Source organism: Cupriavidus sp. 09_S30, assembly GCF_056930435.1.
In genome coordinates this window covers 3,250,822-3,270,694 of the sequence record NZ_JBXOWI010000002.1, presented here as the reverse complement: position 1 = coordinate 3,270,694, position 19,873 = coordinate 3,250,822, and the positions used below count along the sequence as shown (strand labels likewise).

Annotated in this window: 24 protein-coding genes; 9 read left to right on the top strand and 15 right to left on the bottom strand. The window is 68.9% G+C overall.

The genetic code is table 11. The features are described 5' to 3' along the window. Positions 1–67: 67 nt before the first annotated feature. Complete coding sequence (gene bluB, locus AC1Z3O_RS34815; RefSeq protein WP_483521824.1) at positions 68–751, bottom strand: 5,6-dimethylbenzimidazole synthase; 684 nt, start codon at positions 749–751, stop codon at positions 68–70. Between the two features lie 112 nt (positions 752–863). Continuing rightward, positions 864–2,186, bottom strand: a complete 1,323-nt coding sequence (gene argG, locus AC1Z3O_RS34810) for an argininosuccinate synthase (protein WP_483521822.1) — start codon at positions 2,184–2,186, stop codon at positions 864–866. 312 nt (positions 2,187–2,498) lie between these two features. Between argG and AC1Z3O_RS34805 the strand changes: the two genes are divergently transcribed. The 3 genes from AC1Z3O_RS34805 to AC1Z3O_RS34795 all read left to right on the top strand — a co-directional run bounded on the left by AC1Z3O_RS34805 (position 2,499) and on the right by AC1Z3O_RS34795 (position 5,572). Next, positions 2,499–3,653 (top strand): CaiB/BaiF CoA transferase family protein, encoded by a 1,155-nt coding sequence (locus AC1Z3O_RS34805; protein ID WP_483521820.1) that lies wholly within the window; start codon positions 2,499–2,501, stop codon positions 3,651–3,653. A 72-nt stretch (positions 3,654–3,725) separates the two neighbouring features. Then, positions 3,726–4,700: a Bug family tripartite tricarboxylate transporter substrate binding protein gene (locus AC1Z3O_RS34800; protein WP_483521818.1), complete on the top strand. Its 975-nt coding sequence runs from the start codon at positions 3,726–3,728 to the stop codon at positions 4,698–4,700. Positions 4,701–4,759: 59 nt separating this feature from the next. Next, entirely contained in the window at positions 4,760–5,572 is an 813-nt protein-coding gene (locus tag AC1Z3O_RS34795; protein WP_483521817.1) for an enoyl-CoA hydratase, read from the top strand. Between the two features lie 48 nt (positions 5,573–5,620). On the opposite strand, the gene AC1Z3O_RS34790 is transcribed toward AC1Z3O_RS34795, so the two are convergent. Next, positions 5,621–6,547: a LysR family transcriptional regulator gene (locus tag AC1Z3O_RS34790; protein ID WP_483521815.1), complete on the bottom strand. Its 927-nt coding sequence runs from the start codon at positions 6,545–6,547 to the stop codon at positions 5,621–5,623. 192 nt (positions 6,548–6,739) lie between these two features. Here AC1Z3O_RS34790 and AC1Z3O_RS34785 point away from each other — a divergent pair, with 192 nt between their 5' ends. From AC1Z3O_RS34785 to AC1Z3O_RS34775, 3 genes are all read left to right on the top strand, one after another. After that, positions 6,740–7,168 carry a VOC family protein gene (locus tag AC1Z3O_RS34785; RefSeq protein ID WP_483521813.1) on the top strand — a complete coding sequence of 143 codons (429 nt, stop codon included), beginning with the start codon at positions 6,740–6,742 and terminating at the stop codon, positions 7,166–7,168. A 120-nt stretch (positions 7,169–7,288) separates the two neighbouring features. Continuing rightward, positions 7,289–7,489, top strand: coding sequence for a SlyX family protein (locus AC1Z3O_RS34780; protein ID WP_483521811.1), 201 nt, complete (start codon positions 7,289–7,291; stop codon positions 7,487–7,489). Between the two features lie 140 nt (positions 7,490–7,629). Further along, positions 7,630–8,235: a DUF1439 domain-containing protein gene (locus AC1Z3O_RS34775; RefSeq protein ID WP_483521809.1), complete on the top strand. Its 606-nt coding sequence runs from the start codon at positions 7,630–7,632 to the stop codon at positions 8,233–8,235. Between the two features lie 100 nt (positions 8,236–8,335). On the opposite strand, the gene AC1Z3O_RS34770 is transcribed toward AC1Z3O_RS34775, so the two are convergent. The 4 genes from AC1Z3O_RS34770 to AC1Z3O_RS34755 all read right to left on the bottom strand — a co-directional run bounded on the left by AC1Z3O_RS34770 (position 8,336) and on the right by AC1Z3O_RS34755 (position 10,187). Further along, positions 8,336–9,160, bottom strand: coding sequence for an NAD-dependent protein deacetylase (locus AC1Z3O_RS34770; RefSeq protein ID WP_483521807.1), 825 nt, complete (start codon positions 9,158–9,160; stop codon positions 8,336–8,338). Between the two features lie 12 nt (positions 9,161–9,172). Beyond that, a complete protein-coding gene (locus tag AC1Z3O_RS34765) occupies positions 9,173–9,364 on the bottom strand; it encodes an oxidoreductase-like domain-containing protein (protein ID WP_483521805.1) in 192 nt (63 codons plus the stop codon). A gap of 136 nt (positions 9,365–9,500) precedes the next feature. Next, the gene (locus AC1Z3O_RS34760) at positions 9,501–9,827 is read right to left on the bottom strand and encodes a hypothetical protein (protein WP_483521803.1); all 327 of its coding nucleotides are present in this window, start codon (positions 9,825–9,827) and stop codon (positions 9,501–9,503) included. 123 nt (positions 9,828–9,950) lie between these two features. Next, positions 9,951–10,187, bottom strand: coding sequence for a hypothetical protein (locus tag AC1Z3O_RS34755; protein WP_483521801.1), 237 nt, complete (start codon positions 10,185–10,187; stop codon positions 9,951–9,953). Positions 10,188–10,535: 348 nt separating this feature from the next. Here AC1Z3O_RS34755 and AC1Z3O_RS34750 point away from each other — a divergent pair, with 348 nt between their 5' ends. Further along, a complete protein-coding gene (locus AC1Z3O_RS34750) occupies positions 10,536–11,384 on the top strand; it encodes an IclR family transcriptional regulator domain-containing protein (protein ID WP_483521800.1) in 849 nt (282 codons plus the stop codon). An 89-nt stretch (positions 11,385–11,473) separates the two neighbouring features. On the opposite strand, the gene AC1Z3O_RS34745 is transcribed toward AC1Z3O_RS34750, so the two are convergent. Beyond that, complete coding sequence (locus AC1Z3O_RS34745) at positions 11,474–12,241, bottom strand: flagellar brake protein (RefSeq protein WP_483521798.1); 768 nt, start codon at positions 12,239–12,241, stop codon at positions 11,474–11,476. A 244-nt stretch (positions 12,242–12,485) separates the two neighbouring features. Further along, positions 12,486–13,388: a LysR family transcriptional regulator gene (locus tag AC1Z3O_RS34740; protein WP_483522152.1), complete on the bottom strand. Its 903-nt coding sequence runs from the start codon at positions 13,386–13,388 to the stop codon at positions 12,486–12,488. A 148-nt stretch (positions 13,389–13,536) separates the two neighbouring features. Between AC1Z3O_RS34740 and AC1Z3O_RS34735 the strand changes: the two genes are divergently transcribed. Beyond that, positions 13,537–14,160 (top strand): LysE family translocator, encoded by a 624-nt coding sequence (locus AC1Z3O_RS34735; RefSeq protein ID WP_483521796.1) that lies wholly within the window; start codon positions 13,537–13,539, stop codon positions 14,158–14,160. Here AC1Z3O_RS34735 and thpR read toward each other — a convergent pair. From thpR to AC1Z3O_RS34720, 3 genes are read right to left on the bottom strand one after another with little or no spacing between them, the layout of a single operon-like run. Beyond that, positions 14,144–14,695 (bottom strand): RNA 2',3'-cyclic phosphodiesterase, encoded by a 552-nt coding sequence (gene thpR / locus AC1Z3O_RS34730; RefSeq protein ID WP_483522151.1) that lies wholly within the window; start codon positions 14,693–14,695, stop codon positions 14,144–14,146. The two genes, AC1Z3O_RS34735 and thpR, sit on opposite strands and share 17 nt — an antisense overlap. A gap of 41 nt (positions 14,696–14,736) precedes the next feature. Continuing rightward, on the bottom strand, positions 14,737–15,273 hold the full coding sequence (locus tag AC1Z3O_RS34725) for a methylated-DNA--[protein]-cysteine S-methyltransferase (RefSeq protein ID WP_483521794.1): 537 nt from the start codon (positions 15,271–15,273) through the stop codon (positions 14,737–14,739). After that, positions 15,270–16,712 (bottom strand): DNA-3-methyladenine glycosylase 2 family protein, encoded by a 1,443-nt coding sequence (locus AC1Z3O_RS34720; RefSeq protein ID WP_483521792.1) that lies wholly within the window; start codon positions 16,710–16,712, stop codon positions 15,270–15,272. The genes AC1Z3O_RS34725 and AC1Z3O_RS34720 overlap by 4 nt, the downstream gene beginning before the upstream one ends. A 270-nt stretch (positions 16,713–16,982) precedes the next feature. On the opposite strand from AC1Z3O_RS34720, the gene AC1Z3O_RS34715 reads away from it, so the two are divergent. Then, on the top strand, positions 16,983–17,357 hold the full coding sequence (locus tag AC1Z3O_RS34715) for a PHA-granule associated protein 4 (RefSeq protein WP_483521790.1): 375 nt from the start codon (positions 16,983–16,985) through the stop codon (positions 17,355–17,357). Between the two features lie 204 nt (positions 17,358–17,561). Here the strand turns inward: AC1Z3O_RS34715 and AC1Z3O_RS34710 are convergent, their stop codons facing one another. From AC1Z3O_RS34710 to AC1Z3O_RS34700, 3 genes are all read right to left on the bottom strand, one after another. Then, positions 17,562–18,182 carry a hypothetical protein gene (locus AC1Z3O_RS34710; RefSeq protein ID WP_483521788.1) on the bottom strand — a complete coding sequence of 207 codons (621 nt, stop codon included), beginning with the start codon at positions 18,180–18,182 and terminating at the stop codon, positions 17,562–17,564. Positions 18,183–18,188: 6 nt separating this feature from the next. Continuing rightward, a complete protein-coding gene (locus AC1Z3O_RS34705) occupies positions 18,189–19,346 on the bottom strand; it encodes an acyl-CoA dehydrogenase family protein (protein ID WP_483521786.1) in 1,158 nt (385 codons plus the stop codon). 225 nt (positions 19,347–19,571) lie between these two features. Beyond that, positions 19,572–19,841: a pentapeptide MXKDX repeat protein gene (locus AC1Z3O_RS34700; protein ID WP_483521784.1), complete on the bottom strand. Its 270-nt coding sequence runs from the start codon at positions 19,839–19,841 to the stop codon at positions 19,572–19,574. Positions 19,842–19,873 lie beyond the last annotated feature (32 nt).

Sequence of the window (19,873 nt, the reverse complement as noted above, 5' to 3'; positions counted from 1 at the left end):
TCGGCGCGTCGGCGCACTGCAGCACCGGCAGCACCGGCAGCGCCGGGCGGCAGCGGGCAGGCCGCGGCTATTCGCCCCAGCCGTCAGTGTGCAGCAGCGCGTCGAGCGGACGGCCTTGCCGCCACCCCTCCAGCTCCAGCATCGGCGCCGGGTAGAAGGCATGGACCGGCCCCAGGCACAGGATGGCGATGGGCTGGCTGCCTGCCGGCAGGCGCAGCAGGTCGGCCAGGGCCTGCGGCGCGAACATGGACACCCAGCCCATCCCGATATTCTCCACGCGCGCGGCCAGCCACAGGTTCTGGATCGCGCAGGCGGCCGAGCACAGCGCCATCTCGCGCGGCATGGTGCGCCGGCCGAACACGGTGCCATCGTCGGGTGCCAGCGCCACCACCAGCAGTTCGGCGCAATCCTTGACGCCTTCTACCTTGAGCTTGAGAAAGGCCTCGCCGCGCTCGCCCAGCGCCGCGGCGGTGTTCTGCCGCTCCTGCTCCACCAGGTCGGCGATGCGGGCGCGCAGGCCTGGGGCGGCGATGCGGATAAAGCGCCAGGGCTGCATCAGGCCGACAGAGGGCGCGCTGTGGGCCGCCTCCAGCAGGCGGCGCAGGGTTGTCTCTTCCACCTGCGCACCGGCGACGAAATGGCGCATGTCGCGCCGCGCCGCAACCAGGCGGTAGAAGCCGGCCTGCTCCTCGGCGCTGAAATCTGGAACGGTCGTCTGTGGATCCCTTGGATCGCTGGCGGAAGAGGTCATGGCATCGGGGACGTGGCCTGGCGGCCGGAAAAACAAAACGCCGCCGGCAGGACTGCCGGCGGCGTCGGTGCGGGACAGGCAGCGGGAGTCATGCCCCTGCTGCCATCCGCGTTCAGTCTTCCAGCTGGGGCAGGCCAGCGTCGCCGCCGGTCAGCAGGCCACCCTTGGTGTAGTTGACCAGCTTCTGGCGGGTGTCGACGATGTCCAGCGTACGCATGGTCAGCTGGCCGATGCGGTCCTGCGGCGAGAACATCGATTCGCCCTTCTCCATGGTCAGCCGCTCGGGCTGGTAGGTCAGGTTGGGCGAGGTGGTGTTCAGCAGCGAGTAGTCGTTGCCGCGGCGCAGCTCGATGGTGACTTCGCCAGTGATGGCGCTGGCCACCCAGCGCTGCGCGGCCTCGCGCAGCATGATGGCCTGCGGGTCGAACCAGCGGCCCTGGTACAGCAGGCGGCCCAGGCGACGGCCGTTGTCGCGGTACTGCTCGATGGTGTCCTCGTTGTGGATGCCGGTCACCAGGCGCTCGTAGGCGATGAACAGCAGCGCCAGCCCCGGGGCTTCGTAGATGCCGCGGCTCTTGGCCTCGATGATGCGGTTCTCGATCTGGTCGCTCATGCCCAGGCCGTGGCGGCCGCCGATGCGGTTGGCCTCGGCCAGCAGTTCGACGGCATTGGCGAAGGTCTTGCCGTTCAGCGCGACCGGCTGGCCGGCCTCGAAGCGCACGGTGACTTCCTCGGCCTTGATGGCGCAGTCATCGCGCCAGAACGGCACGCCCATGATGGGCTGGACGATCTTGATGCCGGCGTTCAGGTGCTCGAGGTCCTTGGCCTCGTGCGTGGCGCCCAGCATGTTCGAGTCGGTGGAATAGGCCTTCTCGACCGACATCTTGTAGTCGAAGCCGTTGGCGATGAGGAACTCGCTCATCTCCTTGCGGCCGCCCAGCTCGTCGATGAAGGTCTGGTCCAGCCAGGGCTTGTAGATCTGCAGGCCGGGGTTGGTCAGCAGGCCGTAGCGGTAGAAGCGCTCGATGTCATTGCCCTTGAACGTGCTGCCATCGCCCCAGATGTTGACGTCATCTTCCTTCATCGCAGCCACCAGCATGGTGCCCGTGACGGCACGGCCGATCGGCGTGGTGTTGAAGTAGGTCACGCCCGCGGTCGAGATGTGGAAGGCGCCGCACTGCAGCGCGGCGATGCCCTCGGCCACCAGCTGCTGGCGGCAGTCGATCAGGCGCGCGTCCTCGGCGCCGTATTGCTTGGCGCGGCGGGGGATGTCGTCGTAGTCCGGCTCGTCGGGCTGGCCCAGGTTGGCCGTGTAGGCGTAGGGAATCGCGCCCTTTTGGCGCATCCACAGGAGCGCTGCGCTGGTGTCGAGGCCGCCCGAGAAGGCGATACCGACGCGCTGGCCGGTCGGAATGTGCTGCAGAATGGTAGTCATCGCCAGTGATGGTGTGAGTTTGTCGGCTCTTTCGGCGCTCTTCCCGCGGCCGTGCGGTGGCCTTTCGGCGGGAACGCCGGTTTTCCGGCCCCGGGCGGGACCAGGCAACGCGAGCAGCCGGATTCGGATGCCAATCCGTAATTGTGACACGGACGCGCCGGTGCGCCAAACGGTGCGCCAAACGGCGGCGACGGGCGCGGGCATGCGGCGGGCATTCGAATTGCGCGAACGCGCGCTTCAAAACTCTCGACTGGCCCGCCGCGGGGGAGCGCCCCCATACTCGGCCGCACCTTTCATCGACACGGAGCCGACATGCTTCATCGGGCCCTGGAGGGGATCAAGGTGCTGGATCTGTCGCGGATCCTGGCCGGTCCCTGGTGCACGCAGAACCTCGCCGACCTCGGCGCCGAAGTGACCAAGGTCGAGCATCCCGGCCGCGGCGACGACACGCGCGGCTGGGGGCCGCCCTACCTGGAAGCGGCCGACGGCGAGGCCCGCCAGTCCGCCTACTTCCTCTGCTGCAACCGCGGCAAGCGCTCGATCGCGCTCGACTTCACCACTGCCGAGGGCCATGCGCGCCTGCTGGAGCTGGTGCGCGAGGCCGACGTGCTGGTGGAGAACTACAAGGTCGGCACGCTGCGCCGCCACGGCCTGGACTACGACACGCTCAAGGCGGTCAATCCGCGCCTTGTCTACCTGTCCATCACCGGCTTCGGCCAGTCGGGACCGATGGCCGGCAAACCCGGCTACGACTACGTATTCCAGGGCATGGGCGGGCTGATGAGCTACACCGGCCAGCCCGACGGCACGCCCGGCGCCGGGCCGCTGCGCACCGGCGTGGCGGTGGTCGACCTGTCCACCGGCATGTATGCCACCTCGGCCGTGCTGGCCGCGCTGTTCCAGCGCCAGTCGAGCGGCACCGGTGCGCACCTCGATATTGCCCTGCTCGACGTGGCGGTGGCGCTCAACGCGAACCAGGGCGCCAACTACCTGGTCTCGGGCCGCAACCCGCAGCGCAGCGGCAACGCGCACCCCAACTGCGCGCCCTACGAGGTCTTCCGCTGCGCCGACGGCCACCTGATCCTGGCCATCGGCAACGACGCGCAGTTCGCGCGCTTCTGCGCGGTGGCCGGGCTCGGCGCGCTGGCCACGGACCCGCGCTACGCCACCAATTCCGCCCGCCTGCAGCACCTGGAGGCCTTGCGCGCCATCCTGTCCGAGGTCTTTCCCACGCGCCCCCGCGCCGCCTGGACCGAGGCCTTCGATGCCGCCGACGTGCCCTGGGGCCCGATCCACACCATGGAGGAAGTCTTCGCCCATCCGCAGGTGCGGCACCGCGCGCTGCTGCAGCACGTCGAGCACCCGCGCCTGGGCGCCATCCCCCTGGTCCGGAACCCAATGCTGGCGGGCTGCCCGCCGCACGCAACACTGGCGCCGCCGCTGCTGGACGAGCACGGCGCCGGCTGACGGGGCGCGGCCCTGCGCCGCGCGCCGCGCGCCGCGCCACCACAAAACATCCCCAACCTTCGGAGACAAACCGTGCGATCTACGCTTCCCCGCGCCGTCGCCCTGCTGGCGGGCGCCGCGCTCGCCAGCGCGGCCCAGGCCGGCCCCTATCCCGACCGGCCCATCAAGCTGATCGTGCCCTACGCGGCCGGCGGCACCACCGACATCATCGCGCGCATCGTCGCCACGCGGCTCGGCCCCGTGCTCAAGCAGCCGGTGGTGATCGAGAACCGTCCCGGCGCGGGCGGCGCGGTGGGCAGCGCCTATGCCGCCAAGCAAGCGCCGGACGGCTACACGCTGGTGATGGAGGTGGAGAGCTCGCATGCGGTCAATCCCAACGTCTACCTGAAGACGCCCTATGACCCGGTCAAGGACTTCGCGCCGATCAGCAACCTGGCCGACGTGCCCAATGTGCTGGTGGTCAACCCGGACTTCCCCGCCAAGGACCTGCACGCTTTCATCAGCCTGCTCAAGGCCAAACCGGGCGCATACTCCTTCGGTTCTTCCGGCAACGGCGGCCTGAGCCATATGAACGGCGAACTGTTCATGCGCGAAACCGGCACGAAGCTGCTGCACGTGCCCTACAAGGGCCTGGGCCCCGCGCTCAACGACGCCGTGGCCGGGCAGATCCAGGTGGTGTTCGACAACATTCCCTCCTCGGCCGGCCTGATCCAGGGCGGCCGCCTGCGCCCGCTTGCGGTGGCGGCGCGCCAGCGCCTGAAGCTGCTGCCCGACGTGCCCACCTACGGCGAACTGGGCCTGCCCGCGATGAACAACCCCTCATGGTTCGGCCTGGGCGCGCCCGCCGGCGTGCCGGCGCCCATCCTCGACCAGCTCAACCAGGCCGTACGCCAGGTGCTGGCCGAGCCAGAGGTAGTGGCCGCCATCGAGAAGCAGGGCGCCCTGCCCAGCCCGAGCTCGCGCGAGGCGTTCGCCCAGCTCATCCGCACGCAGAATGCGCATTGGCGCAAGATCGTCGAGGATATCCACTTCGCCAAGCTGCAATGAGCCGGCGCAACGACCGTCACCACGACCACCACGAGAACCACGAGAACCAGGAAGAATCCATGAGTGAAATCGTCACGCAAGGCCAGCAGGCCGACTCGCAAGACTCGCAATATGCGCAGTACGCCGGCGTCGAGGTCGACGCCCAGGGCATCGCCACGCTCACCATCCGCGGCGCCGGCTCGCTGAACATTCTCTCCACCCCGGTGATCCAGGCGCTGACCACGGCAGTCACGTCACTGTCGGCCAACCCGGACGTGCGCGTGCTGATCCTGCGCGGCAGCGGCGACAAGGGGCTGGTCGGCGGCGCCGACATCAAGGAAATGGCGGCATTGGACCGCGCCAGCGCCGAGCGCTTCATCAGCGGCCTGCGCGCGCTGTGTGACGCCGTGCGGCATTGCCCGGCTCCGGTCATCGCACGCATGCCCGGCTGGTGCCTGGGCGGCGGCCTGGAACTGGCGCTGGCCTGCGACCTGCGCATCGCCGCCGACGACGTGCGCCTGGGCATGCCGGAGGTGAAGGTCGGCATTCCCTCGGTGATCCACGCCGCGTTGATGCCCAGGCTGATCGGCAATGCGCGTGCCGCCTGGCTGCTGCTGACCGGCGAGCATTGCGAGGCCGCCGAAGCGCTGTCCTGGGGCCTGGTGCACAAGACCGTGCCGCTGGCGGCGCTGGACGAGGAAGTCGCGCGGCTGGCCACGCTGCTGGCCGGCTTCGGCCCGACGGCGCTGCGCCAGCAGAAGCGGCTGCTGCGCGAGTGGGAGGATGCGCCGGTCGATGAATCGATCGCGCGCAGCGTGGCGGAGTTCGGCAGCGCCTTCGACACCGGCGAGCCGCAGCAGCATATGCAGTCCTTCCTGCAGCGCAAGCGCTGAGTCCGCCCGCGCTCCGGACACCGGGGCGGCCACCGCCGCCACGGTCCTTCAGCCCGCCTCGCGCGTGGCCGCCACGCTCGGATCCTCCAGCAGGAACTGCGCGAAGGCGGCGGTGAAAGCCGGCAGCCGGCCATCGGCGCGCACGATCAGGCTCAGTTCGCGGCGCGCCCACGGTTCGGCCAGCGGCACGGCGCCGATGCGCGCCTGCTGCAGCGCTGCCGCGGCCACGCTGCGCGGCACCAGCGCCAGCCCCACGCCCGCCTCGACCAGCGCCAGCACGGCATCGAAGCCGTGCGCGTGCAAACGCACGTTTGGGCTGCGCCCCTCGCGCTGCGCCATCTCGCGCAGGAACAGATAGTTGCTGCTGGCGCGGCTCATGCAGACAAAGTCGAATTCCAGCGCCGCGCCGAAGCGGATGCCGCCGGCCGCGCCCGGTTGGCGCAGCAGCGGGTGACCGGGCGGCGCGGCCAGGATCAGTTCGTCCACCGCGTAGCGCGACGCGCGCACGCCCGGCGTGTCGACCGCGGCCGCGAGGATGCCGATATCGGCCTCCTGTGCCGCCACCGCGGCCAGGATCGCCTCGCTGGCACGCTCCTCCAGATCGATATTGATCTCGGGATGCGCGCCCAGGAAGCGGCTCACGCTGGGGATGATGAAGCCATTGAGCGAACTGCTGTTGGCCAGCAGCTTGATGTGGCCGCGCAGCCCGGCGGCAAAGCGCCCCACCTCGCCATGCATCCGCTCGACGCCGAGCAGCAGCTCGCGCACATGGACCAGCAGCGTCTCGCCCGCCGGTGTCAGTTCCATGCCACGCGCGCTGCGCACGAACAGTGGCGTGCCCATCGCGTGCTCCAGGTTCTTCAAGCGGTAGCTCGCAGCCGAGGCCGTGATGTGCACGGCCGCCGCGCCGTTCGAGAGGCTTTGTGCCTGCGCGATCGCCTGGAACAACCGCAGGTCCGTCAATTCATAACGCACGATGTCTCCTTCCCCCTGCCTCGCCGGCAGGCCGCCAGTCTAGAGCAAGCTCCGGGGGCACCGCATTTTTGTAACCGGGCACGCGATTATGTGGACAACAACCACATTAGCGCCTATGTTTTTGTGTACGCCGTACACAAACCTGCGCCGTCGCCGCGATGGTGGCGCGGCGCGACTTCCAGGAGAGCATCCATGCAAGTCCAGTCCTACCTGTTCTTCGATGGCCGCTGCGAAGAGGCGGTCGAGTTCTACCGGGGCGCCATCGGCGCGGAAGTGATCACCCTGATGCGCTTCAAGGACAACCCTGAGCCGCAGCAGCCGGGCAGCGGCTGCGCGCAGCCTGCCAATGTCGAGAAGATCATGCACGCGGCGCTGCGTATCGGTGACACCACGGTCATGGCTTCCGACGGCCGCTGCGAGGGCAAGCCCGCCTTCCAGGGCTTCGCGCTGTCGCTCGATGCCAAGGACGAAGCCGAAGCCCGGCGCCTGTTCGACGCCCTCGGCAATGGCGGCCAGGTGCTGATGCCGCTGGGCCGCACCTTCTTCTCGCCGGCCTTCGGCATGGTGGCGGACCGCTTCGGCGTCTCATGGATGGTGATCGTGGCGCATGACGCGCCCTGAGCCCTGAGCCCTTGAGCCCTTGAGCCCCTGCCGGCCCGTGCGCGCCGGCAGGCGGAGCATCCACGCGTCCCATGTTCTACAATGCCCGCCCGCATGGCGAAGTCAGATGGAGAACGCGCGATGGAGTCCCGCCTTACCGAACTGGAGATCAAGCTGGCCTTCCAGGAGGACCTGCTGGAAACGCTCAACGCGACCGTGGCGAGGCAGCAGCAGCAAATCGCCTTGCTGCAGGAGCAGTTCCGGGCACTCTACCAGCAGGTTCGCAACAGCGGCGGCGCCGACAACGCGGGCCCGCAGCATGAGATTCCCCCGCATTATTGATCCTGCCGGGAGACTGGCCCCGCGGCGCCACGTGACGCGTGGCGCATAGCGCGCACCCGCGGATGTCCGGAACGAAGCCCGTGGGCGCGGAGTCTGATTGGATATTGCGGCGCCGGGCGCCGCCATCCGCACGTCCATCCATGTCCAACACCCCCAAGCAATCCCCGCGACCGGCGCGCCGTCGCGCCATCCGCTGCATCGCCGCATCGCTCACCGCCGCGCTGGCGCTCGGCGCGCACGGCGCGCTGGCCGGCTACAACATCTGGACCGGTGAATACACCTTCACGCGCGACCAACTGGAGCAGGCGCTGGCACAGCGCTTTCCCGCCACGCTTCGCTATGGCGGCGGCCTGCTCAGCGTCGAGCTGAGCCACCCGCGCCTGCTGCTGGACCCGGCGTCGAACCGCGTCACCACGCAGGTGGACGCGCGCATCGACAACCTCATGCTGAATGGCGCCCCGCTCAACGGATCGCTCGCGCTCAACAGCGGCATCCGCTATGACCCCGCACGACGCGCGGTGCTGCTGGACAATCCGACGCTGCAGCAGGTGCAGGTCGCGGGCATGCCGGCGCAATACCAGGAGCCGCTGAATGCCATCGGCGCCACCGCCGCGCAGCAGTTGCTCAAGGACTATCCGCTCTACACCTTCAAACCGGAGGAACTGCACATCGGCGGGCGCGATATCGAGCCGGGCGCGATCACGGTCTTGTCCGACGGTATCAGCGTGCAGATCAAGCAGCGCTGACGCGGCCGCAGGCCGCGCTTCCAACTTACGCGGCCGCAGGCCGCGTTTCCAGCTTACGCGGCCAGGGACCGCAACACGCCGGACACGCCGGTCGCGCCGCTCAGGCGGCGGGCGCCGCGAGGCCAGCCACCAGCGCCGACAGCGCCGGGCCGCAAGGCTGCATCACCTTGAGCGCGAGCATGGCGTCCGCGCGGGTCTTGCCCAGGTTGAGCGCCGCCACGGGCTTGCCCATCCGCTGCGCCCAGACACAGAAGCGGTAGCCGGAATAGACCATCAGCGAGGAGCCGATCACCAGCACCGCATCGGCCGCCTCGAGGGCCTGCGTGGCGGCCTGCACGCGCTCGCGCGGCACCGAGTCGCCGAAGAAGACCACATCCGGCTTCAGCATGCCCGCGCAGCGGCGGCACACCGGCACATGGAAATGACCGAAGTGTTCGGACTCGAGGTGCGCGTCGCCGTCGGCGGCCGCCTCCGCCCGCAGGCCGAGCCAGTCCGGATTGTGCTGCTCCAGCTCGCGCTGGATCAGTGTGCGCGCGTGCTGCTCGCCGCATGACAGGCAGGAAGCGGTGGCAATGGTGCCGTGCAGCTCGATCACGCCGGTGCTGCCGGCGCGCTGGTGCAGCCCGTCCACGTTCTGCGTGACGAGGCCGCTCAACCTGCCCTGCAACTGCAGTTCGGCCAGCGCGTAGTGCGCCGCATTGGGCTGCGCGCCCGCGGCGATCGGCCAGCCCACCATGCTGCGCGCCCAGTAGCGTTGCCGGGCGGCGTGCGAGCCGAGGAAGTCCTGCAGCTGCACCGGCGGCGTGCGCTGCCACGCGCCCTGGGCGTCGCGGTAGCCGGGAATGCCGGAATCCGTGCTGATGCCGGCTCCGGTCAGCACGAAGAGCCGGGGATGGCGCAGCAGGAAGTCGCGCAGCTCGCGCATCGCGGCGGGCCTTCAGGTCGGCGCGCGCTCGGCGTGCCCGGGATGGCGCGCCTCCCAGGCGCGCAGTTCGGCGCGGTAGCGCTCCATTTCGTCGGCGTAGAAGTCGAAGACGCAGGGATCGCAGCCGCTCTGGCAGCATTCGTTGTCGCCCGGGCGTTCGGGGGGCAGCGGACGGGGATCGTTGTCGGCAGGATGTTGTGGCACGGTGGCTGGTGGCGCGCCACGCGGCGGACGCGCAAGCCGGCGGCGGATGCAATGAAAACGGCTCCCAGTATACCGCCGGCCGGCGGCGGCCATCGGCACGCGCCGCGTCGCGCGCGCCGATCCCGGCGCGCCGGCCTCAGTGATCCAGCAGCCGCTCGCCGACAGGGATCACGACCGGCTCGCTGCCCATGCACGCCAGATCGTCCGTGCTCAGCCAGCGCGACACGAGATCGGTCAGGTGGGAGCCGATGCGGTCCAGTTCGCCGGGCGTGGCAAGGTAGACCGCGTCGATCACGCTCTGGTCGAACTGCAACTCCGCCACACAGGTACGCTGACCATCCTGGGTGGAGGACAGCGCCTGCCAGCTGACGCGTACGAGGCTGCCCCCCTCGCCGGCGTATTGCGCAGACATCGGAAACAGGCGGCTGGTATGTTTTTTAGCCCACTCAATGAGTCTTCCCATGGCGACCTCCCTCGCTGTGCCGGCTCCGGCAAGTCCAAGCCACGCGCGGCGCAGGCCGCGCGTGCTGACGGCGTTCCCGGGCGGCCGCGAAGCGCGTCGCGGTCGCGCGGTGAACGTCATCGCTTATCGACTCAAGATGTGATAGAGCCATTCCTGCGCGCGCGGCGGTACGCCGAGCGCGCTGGCATCCAGGACCTTGCCGTGCAGCGACAGCCTGCCTTCCCACAACGCATCCACCGCCGCCTGCGCGTCCGGATAGCGCCCCATCACCCCATTTCCCAGCAACAGCATCCAGTCGCGCTCGCGCGGAATCAGTGAGAACTGCCCCGCGGCGGTCTGGCAAAAGAAGTAGCCGTGCATGACATCTCCAGGCACGCACCAATCCGTTTCATTCTAGTTGGCCTGCCCGGCCGCCGTCGCTGTAGGGCGGGCGGCGCGTGACGCATTCTCACCGGAACGCGTCACATTCGCTCCCCACCAAAGTTGTATTCAATGTCTTGTAACGGCTGCCTATGCTTCCAGGGTCTGCGGGGCCCCCGTCCTGGCAGACGCCCCCTTCCACCCGCCGTCTCCGACGGCGATTTTTTTTGCCTGCGGTCCGCCCGCCTTGCCCGCCTTGTGCCAGGTCACGCCCCGGTGGCGAAACACTGGCCGGCCGGGGCAAGGCGGTTTACCATTGCGCGATTATCGAACAGCGCAAGCTAGGCCATGGAATCCTCGCGCCGCCTCCGCATCGGTCAAGCCCTGGCCGACACCGTCCGCACCGCCACCCCGCCGACCGACCAACTCTCGAGCTTTGCCGGCGATCCCAATTTCATGTTGTCGCTCGGGCGCGGACTGGCCGTGCTCGAGGCGTTTTCCGAACGCAAGCGCCCACTGACCATCTCCCAGGTCGCGCAGCGCACGCAGTTGTCACGCGCCTCGGTGCGGCGCTGTCTCTATACGCTGGAACAGCTCGGCTACGTCAGCCAGCAGGACGGCCAGTTCGCGCTGCGCCCGCGCGTGCTGCATCTGGGCCACGCCTATTTCTCCTCGACTTCGCTGGTCTCCCTGGCCCAGCCCATCCTCGACGCGCTCAGCGCCGCCATCCGCGAGACATGCGCGCTGGCCATCCTGGATGACACCGACATCCTTTACCTGGTGCGCTCAGAGGTGCAGCGCGTGCTCACTTTCTCGCTGGGGATGGGCAGCCGGCTGCCGGCCTATTGCACCTCGATCGGCCGGCTGCTGCTGGCACACCAGCCGCAGGCCGCGCTCGAGGCCTACTTTGAGCGGGCGGACCTGCGCCCGCGCACCATGCAGACCAAGGTGGCCCGCGCGGAACTGGAGGCCAGCTTTGTCCATGCGCGCGAGCGCGACTACGTGCTGATCGACGAGGAGCTGGAACCCGGCCTGCGCGCGATCGCGACGCCGGTACGCTCGGTTTCCGGCGCGGTGCTGGCAGGCATCAGCGTCAGCGTGCGCGCGGAGCAGGTGAGTGAAGCGGAGATGGTGACGCGGCTGCTGCCGCCGATGCGCGAGGCAGCGGCGGCGATCGGAAAGCTGATCGCGGCCTGAGGCGCAACCTCGCCCGGCCATGGCCTGGACAAGGACGGATGGCGGCGCGCCGGTCCGCCCCGTCCGCGCTGCCTATCAGCCTCGGTGGATCAGCCCCGGTGGGCCAGTTCGAGCTGGAACACCAGCCGCTGCAGGAAGTTCTCGAGCCGGCCGTCGAGCGAGGAAAAGGCGCAGCCGAAGTGAAGGATGCCATTGCCGTCGCTGCCGACCAACCAGTGGCCGACGATCTGCAGGTCCAGCACGATCTTGCCAAGCTCGGCGAAATCGAGGGTGCATTTCTTGAACACGGCGCCGAGCGGAAGCTGCTCCGCCGTCACCGTCTTGGAACGCAGGCCCACGCCTGACAGTGACAGGTCGGCGATGTCCAGCTTCAGCACCTGGTCGTTGGCCGCGTGCAATTCGCACCGATAGCCCTTGGTCACCAGCGTGCGTGCGCGGAAATGGCGGCGGCGCTGGAAATGGTAGAGCTTCTCGGGAAAGCTGGCGACGAAGGCCGGGCCGCCCTGGAATTCGGTCGTGGACGGCTTGCCGATCATGAAGTTGACCGGCACGCCGCGCAGCAAGGCTGAGACTGCGTTTTCTTGCGAGGCCAGCAGCGCCTGGCGCTCTGTATCGGCGCGGCACCAGTCGAAGATGAAACTGCGGCTTGCCGGATCCACCTGCAGCACGGAGGTGACCATGTCGTGACCGCCACGCGCGCGCACGTTCACGATGCACTTCTGCCAGGCCAGGTCCCGCAGCACCGTGCCGATCTGGGAAGGATGCGTGAGCCGATAGCGTTCGTCCGGCATGGGCATCAATTCCTCCGCCTGTACGGTTTCGTCCTGGGATGGCTCAGAGGAATCTTGTGGCTTCATGACTTCACGCAAACGCAAGGGATTCGGCAGCACTGGGCGCGCTCGGGCACCGCGGCAGAGGATCGCGGCCTGGCGAGGGCAGCGGGCGCCCGCATGTTAAGCGGGCACAGCATCCCTGCGCAAGGCCTGCCATAGCCTTCGGCCAGTCGGCGCAAAACTTGAGCGAAAATTTGAGTGCGGCGGTGCCGGGCGCACGCCGCTGCCCCGCTTACTCCGCTTACTCCGCTTACTCCGCTTACTCCGCTTACTCCGCTTGTGCAGCCCCGGCCGGCAGGCAGGCCAGCGCCTGCGTGCGCAGCCAGGCCAGCAAGGCGGTGCGGCGGGGGTCCTCCTCGATCGGCGAGGGCGATAGCAGGCAGTAGGCCGAACCGTCCTGCACGAAGCCCAGCGGCGCCGCCAGGCGGTGGTCGGCCAGCTCATCCGCCGCCATCAGCCGCGAAGCCAGCGCGCACCCCAGTCCGGCAGATGCCGCCTGCAGGCTCAGGTAGAAGTGCTCGTACCAGGCATCCGCGCCCAGGCGGGGCGAGCGGCCTGAGGCGCGTCCCCACGCCGCCCAGGCGTCCGGCCGCGTCCGGGTGTGCAGCCGTGCAGGCGGCGGCCCGTCGCCATCGAGGCCGCCATCGAGGCTGGAGGCGAGATCCGGCCGGCAGACCGGCCCGACCCATTCCGGCACGACCGTGGCGACGTGCATGCGCGCATCGATCGGAAAGTCATTGCGCCGCAGCGCCAGGTCGGCCCCGCTGCGCGCGAAGTCGATGGGCCCGCCGGCTGCGAGCAGGTGCACCTCGATGTCGGGATGCGCGGCGGCCAGCCGCGGCAGGCGCGGAATCAGCCAGCGCATGGCGATGGTCGGCTCGCAGGACAAGACCAGCGCCCGCTGCCGGCGGCCGGCGGCGCGGATGCGCTCCGCCGCGGCTGCCAGCAGGTCCATCGACTGGCTGGCGGCGGCCTGCAGCGTACGCCCGGCATCGGTGAGGAAGACCGCCCGGTTGCGGCGCTCGAACAGTGGCGCGCCAAGGACTTCCTCCAGCTGCCTGATCTGGCGGCTGACCGCCCCGTGGGTCAGATGCAATTCCTCGGCGGCACGCACGAAGCTGCCGTGACGCGCTGCCGCCTCGAAGAAACGGATCCAACCCAGCCAGTGCATCGATCCACCGTCGCTCATGTCAGTTTTTCTCACGTTTTCCGCACAGCATATATCGCTTTTTTCCGCGCCAACACCCAATCAGAATGACGATTCACGGCATGCAACGGCACGCCGGAAAGCCAGCAGATACACAAGGGAAACTATCACGATGACTGCATTGACGGAAGTGTTCGCCGTTGGCGCCATCACGGTGCTGGCGGTTGTCAGCCCCGGCCCCGACTTCGCCATGGTGGTCCGCAACAGCTACCTGCACGGCAGGCGCACCGGCCTGCTGGGCGCGCTGGGCATTGCGCTGGGAGTGCAGGTGCACGTCTTCTACACCATGTTCGGCGTAGCGCTGCTGATGCAGCATGCGCACGGACTGTTGAGCGCGGTGAAGCTGCTCGGCGCGGCCTACCTGATCTGGATCGGAATCCAGACCTTGCGGCGGCGCCCGCCCGCCGACGCAGGCCTGCCGGCCCAGGCTGGCCTGCCCGCCCATGCGGCACTGCGCATGGGCTTTCTCACCAATGCACTCAACCCGAAGACCACGCTCTTCGTCGTCAGCACCTACACGCAGGTGGTGGATGCGCACACACCGCTGGCCGTGCAGTTCGGCTATGGCCTGTTTATGTCAGCCACGCACCTGGTGTGGTTCAGCCTCGTGGCCTGCTGCTTTGCCGCCCCCGCATTGCGTGCGGCAATGCTGCGGCACGCCCGCCTGCTCGACAAGTGCATCGGCTCCGCCCTGCTGAGCCTGGGGCTGGCCCTCGGGTTCAGCAGGCTGTCGTAGCACCGCCCAGGGGATAGGCATGCAGGACGTGGTGGTGCGCGCCGTCCGGTTGCAACTCGCTCGCGTAGAGCAGGAAACGGTCGACTGCGCAGGGCGGCCAGCGGGCGTCGCGCTGGGCGGCCAGCCAGGCGCGCACCAGGGGCTCGGGCACGGCGGAGCGGCAGCGGGCCAGCGTCAGGTGCGGAAGGAATCGCTCCCGTGCGAGCGGCACGCCGGCGTCCCGCAGCGCCTGGCGCAAGTCAGCATGCAGCGCCAGCAGCGGCGCGGGATCGGCCACGCCGGCCCAGAGCACGCTGCCCTGGCGCCCGCGAAAGCGGCCGGCACCCTGCGCCGCCATGACGAACGCCGGCATGGAAACGCCGCCGAGGGCCCGTTCCACGGTCGGCACGGCGTCGGCATCACGCTCGCCGAGAAAGCACAGCGTCAGATGCAGCTGCGCCACCGGTGCGGGACGAATGCCCGGATGGGACGGCAGCGTGGCCAACAGCGCCGCCGCCTGCGCGGGCGGCGTGTCGATGGCGATGAACAGGCGCACCAAGGCGCGGCCGGCCGGAGATCCGGCCGCCTCCGCTCACATCAGGCGGCGGCCAACGCGGCGGCGCGCAGCACGGGCAGCTGCCCGGCCGCGGCGCTGGCCTCCAGCCGCAGCAGGAAGCGCTTGCGCTCCACGCCGCCGGCATAGCCGGTCAGGCTGCCGCTGGCCCCGAGCACGCGGTGGCAGGGCACGATGACCGAGATCGGGTTGCGGCCGACGGCGCCGCCCACCGCGCGTGCATGGCTGGCTGCCAGCCCAAGGCGCCGCGCCAGTTCGCCGTAGGACAGCGTCTGCCCGGGGACGATGGCGAGCAGGGCCTGCCAGACGTCGCGCTGGAATGCGCTGCCATCCAGGCGCAGCGCTACCTTGAAGCACGGCAGGCCGGTGCGGAAATAATCCGCCAGTTCGTCGGCCGCCTGTTCGAACACGCGTGCCGACGCAGCCGGGGGCCGCGGCGTGAGGACCACGCCCACCGGATGGTATTTCTGGCCGGCGAAATAGGCGCCGCTGAGCCGCTCGTCCTCGGCACGCAGCAGGATGTCGCCGAGCGGGCTTGCGATGATGCGATGGCTGATCATGTCTTGCTCTCCTCGTAACGGCGCCACAGATGGACGGCGGCGTAGGCGCGCCAAGGTGCCCATTGTGCTGCATGCGCCTGGATCGCACGTACGCCATCGGTGTCGAGCACCTTGCGCAGTGCGTAGTCGGTAGCCGGGAAGGCGTCGGGCCAGCCAAGCGCGCGCATGGCCACGTACTGGGCGGTCCATTCGCCCACGCCAGGCAGCGCGCACAGCTTCGCCACGGTTTCCTCGGGCTCGGCCGGCGGTTCCAGCTGCAGCCGCCCTTGCGCTACCTCAATGGCAATGGCCTGGATGGCACGCACCTTGGCCGGCGGCATTCCGCAGGCAGCCAGTGCCTCGGGCGGCAACGCGGCCAGCGTGGCCGCCGAGGGGAAGCAGCGCTGCAGCGCGCCGTGCGGCTGCGCCAATGCCTCGCCATGCGCGGCCGCCACGCGCGCCAGCATGGCGCGCGCCTGCTTGACCGAGATCACCTGGCCCGCCACCGCGCGCGCGGCAATCTCGAAGCCGTCGACGGCGCCCGGCAGCCGCATGCCCGGCAGGTCCTGCGCCAACGCACCGAGGTGGCGGTCGACGATATCGGGGCGGCAGCCCAGGTCGCACAGGCGGCGCACCTTGCCCAGCGCTTGCGGGATTGCGTGCGCGAGCGAGCCCGACAGCGTCACGCGCAGCACGGCGCGCGGCGCCACGTGCTCGATGCGGATCCAGCCCAGATGGCTGCGGCCGCCGCCTTCCACGGCAAGGGTGCGTGCGTAGGCATCGTCCTCGACGGATTCGACACCCTCCACCGCCCGCATGGCCAGGAACCCCAGCAGCGGCGCCCACGCCAGCGGCGGCCGGTAGCCCAGTTCGAAGACGAACTGGTCGGCCGCCGCGTCGGCCGCACGCTTGCGCATCGCCAGCGGCGTCAGGCCGTAGCGTGCCTTCAGCACATCATTGAAACGGCGCACGCTGCCGAAGCCGGCGGCCAGCGCCACCTCGGTCACCGGCAAGGCCGTGTCTGTCAGCAGCCGCTTGGCCAGCAGCAGGCGCTGGGTTTGCGCATATTCGAGCACCGACACGCCGAACTGCGCCTCGAACAAGCGGCGCAAGTGCCGCTCGCTGACGCCCACTCTCGCCGCCAGCCCGGCCACGCCGGCCTCCGCCACCAGCCCCTCCTCGATCAGCGTAGCCGCGGCCTGGGCCAGGCGGCCCGAGATGTCGGCCAGGCCATGCCCCGGCGCGAGTTCCGGCCGGCAGCGCAGGCAGGGGCGGAAGCCCTGCTTCTCGGCCGCCGCGGCGGTCTCGAAGAAGCTGCAGTTCTGCTGCTTGGGCGTGCGCACCGCGCAGATGGGCCGGCAGTAGATGCCGGTCGACGATACACCAACAAAGAAGCGCCCGTCGAAGCGGCGATCGCGCGAGGCCACGGCCTTGTAGCAAGTTTCAGGATCCAGTTCCATTCCCGAATCGTACGCTTTCGCACGAAGAATTCTGGCTGGATTCGGACATACGCCTGCAATTCCTTCAGCTTCCCTCAGGCGTGGGAACTGTCATATCCGAGGCGTCCGGCGCGGCTAGAATGAGCCAGCACAACCGTACCGAGGGAGGAGTGCGACGGATCCGAACGGAAGCATTCGGCGCCATTGCGGCGCCTGGCATGCCGCAGTCCTTGCCGGCAACCCGGCATTGCCTGTATATTCGTACAGTATAAGTCGATATAAGAGGTGTGGATGTCTATCGTGCGAGCTGGCAGCAAGGCGGAAGCGCTCCGGCTTCTCGCTACCGAAGGTGTGCTGGCGCTTGAGCTGGACTACGAAACCGGATGGCAGGATGCCGTGGAACTCGGCAGGCTCGGAGATAAGCGCGGTATCAAGGTGCAATATCGCGGACAGGAGAGCATCGCCGTCCGCTCCCGCGAAGCCCTGGTCGAAGGGCTCGCCAAACCCAAGTCAACGTTCCGGCAACGCAACCTGTATTGCCAGTTCGATCTTGGCACGCTGCCCGACCGTGAGTTGCTCGAGCTCGAGGCCAAGGCAAGCCGCCTCGGCGACTACATTCTCGCGGGGCACCTGCTGCGCGACGTGGATGCCGTTTGGCCGGAATGAGCCGCCGAATGAGCCGTCAGCACGGCACGGAGCGCGGGGCACCTGAGGTGCCGGCCGCGTGAAGGCATGCGGCCGGCGTTCGCCGGCTGCGGACCAGGCGACCCCGAACGGCGCGCGGACACGCGCCGATTGACGCCGATTGAAACATTCGAACGGATGGCATGGACCTGGCCGCGAGCCGGCCGTGCTTCGGCCTGCGCTCGTTCAGTGCCAGACGCGTACCGCATTGGCCCAGCGCGCGGCAGCGCAGCGGACCGTGGCAGCCGCCGTGCTGTCCGCTGCGTCCGGGATCGCAGCGAGGATCCCGTCCCCGTCCTCTCCCGCCGGCTTCGGCGCCTGCGCAATCATTTCCGCCATCGCACCGTCCAAGGCGACCGGCGCCACCCCGAAGCTCTCCGCGCACCCCTGCCAAGGCACGGCAGACACATAGGTCTGGCACGCGCCCCAAGGACTGCGAGCCAGTTCGGCCAGGCGCTCGCTGCCATCGAGCAGGATCAGGCGATCGCCCGCATGCGGTTCGAGATCAAGCGCGTAGAGGTGGTCCGCCTCGCAGCGCATGCGGCCGCCCGCCACCGCCACCACGACGGCGCCGGGCAGCGCGATGCCGCTGTCGCGCACGTAGTCGCGCAGCATCTGCTGATGGGCATGGGCGCGGGGATCGCCCGCCGCCCGCGGCGGCAGGCCGGACGCGCACAGGGCCAGCAGCGCCGCCGGCGTGGCAATCAGCGTGTAGGCCGGGACCGCGCTGCGGTAGGCGGCGACGACGGCGCGCAGCGTGACGCAGCGTGACGCTACATCGGAGCCGGCGGGTTTGGCGGTGCCCACGGCGCCTCAGTCGCGCAGCAGCTGCTTGGCGATGATGAGCTGCTGGATCTGCGTGGTGCCTTCGTACAGGCGCAGCAGGCGCACGTCGCGGTAGAAGCGCTCGGCCTTGTACTCGGCGATGTAGCCTGCGCCACCGTGGATCTGCACCACGCGATCGGCCACGCGGCCAACCATCTCGGTACAGAACATCTTGGTGCAGGAGGCAAGCATGCTGACCTCGGGGTCGCTCTTGCCCGGCGTCTTGGCGTCATAGCGCTGGGCGCAGTCGCGCACCATCGACAGGCCCGCGTACAGCTCGGCCTGGCTGTCGGCCAGCATGGCCTGGATCAGCTGGAAGTCGCCGATCGGGTGGCCGAACTGCTTGCGCTCCTTGGCATAGGCCACGGCATCGGTGATCAGCCGGTGCGCCATGCCGCAGGCCAGCGCCGAGATATGCAGGCGGCCGCGGTCGAGCACCTTCATCGCCGTCTTGAAGCCCACGCCCGGCACGCCGCCGATGATGTTGGCCGCCGGCACGCGCGCATTCTCCAGCACCACGTCGCAGGTCTTGGTGCCGCGCTGCCCCATCTTCTTGTCCGGCTTGCCCAGCGAGATCCCCGGGGTGTCGGCCGGCACGATGAAGGCCGAGATGCCCGAGGCCCCCGGGCCGCCCGTGCGCGCCATCAGCGTGAACGCGCCGGCGCGCGGCGCATTAGTGATGAAGCGCTTGGTGCCGTTGATGACGTAGTGGTCGCCGTCGAGCTCGGCCTTGGTCTGCAGCGAGGCGGCGTCGGAACCGGCGTTCGGCTCGGTCAGCGCGAACGAGATGATCAGCTCGCCACTGGCGATCTTCGGCAGGTAGGCCTGCTTCTGGGCCTCGGTGCCGTCCATCAGGATGCCCTGCGAGCCGATGCCGACATTGGTGCCGAACACCGAGCGGAACGCGAACGCGGTGTGGCCGAGATCGTAGACCACATCGCATTCCTGCGACATCGACAGGCCGATGCCGCCGTAATTCTCCGGAATGGAGATGCCGAACAGGCCCATTTCCTTCATGTCGGCAACGATCTCGGCCGGCACGTCGTCCGTCTCTTCGAGGGTGTCCTCTGCGGGCTTCAGGCGCTCGTCGATGAAACGCTGCACCGAGGCGCGCAGCAGCGAGAAGGATTCGGCATCAAGGGCCATGGCGGTTCTCCGGTCAATCCGTTGCTACAAGGTAGCCCACCATGGTACGCCGAACAGCCGCTTTGACAATCCATGATCCGTTGGACAGAATGGATAACGTTATTTGACAATCGAGCCCTCTCGCGGCCTCCGTGCGACCTGCTTGCTGCCTCGTCACGACCGCACGCCGGCGGCCCGGCTCCCGGACCTACCGGGCCGCTGCAGGCGGAATGGCGCCGATGGCAGCTACGGCTTCGCCGGCTCCTTGCCCATCTCGCTCTTGCCGGCTTCTTCCTTGCCCATCTCTTCCTTGCCCATGCTGCTGCCCTTCTTCGCATGGCTCTTGGCCGACTTGTCCTTGGACATCTTGTCCTTGCTCATGTCGCTCTTGCCCATGGTGTCTTTGGCCATGCTGCTGTCCTTGCCCATTTCGTCTTTCTTCATGGTGTCCTGTGCCAGCGCGTTCCCGGCAAGCAGGGCCAGCGACGAAAGCAGTATCACGCAGTATTTGTTCATTGCTTTCTCCAAGCGTGGATGAGGTGGCCGGC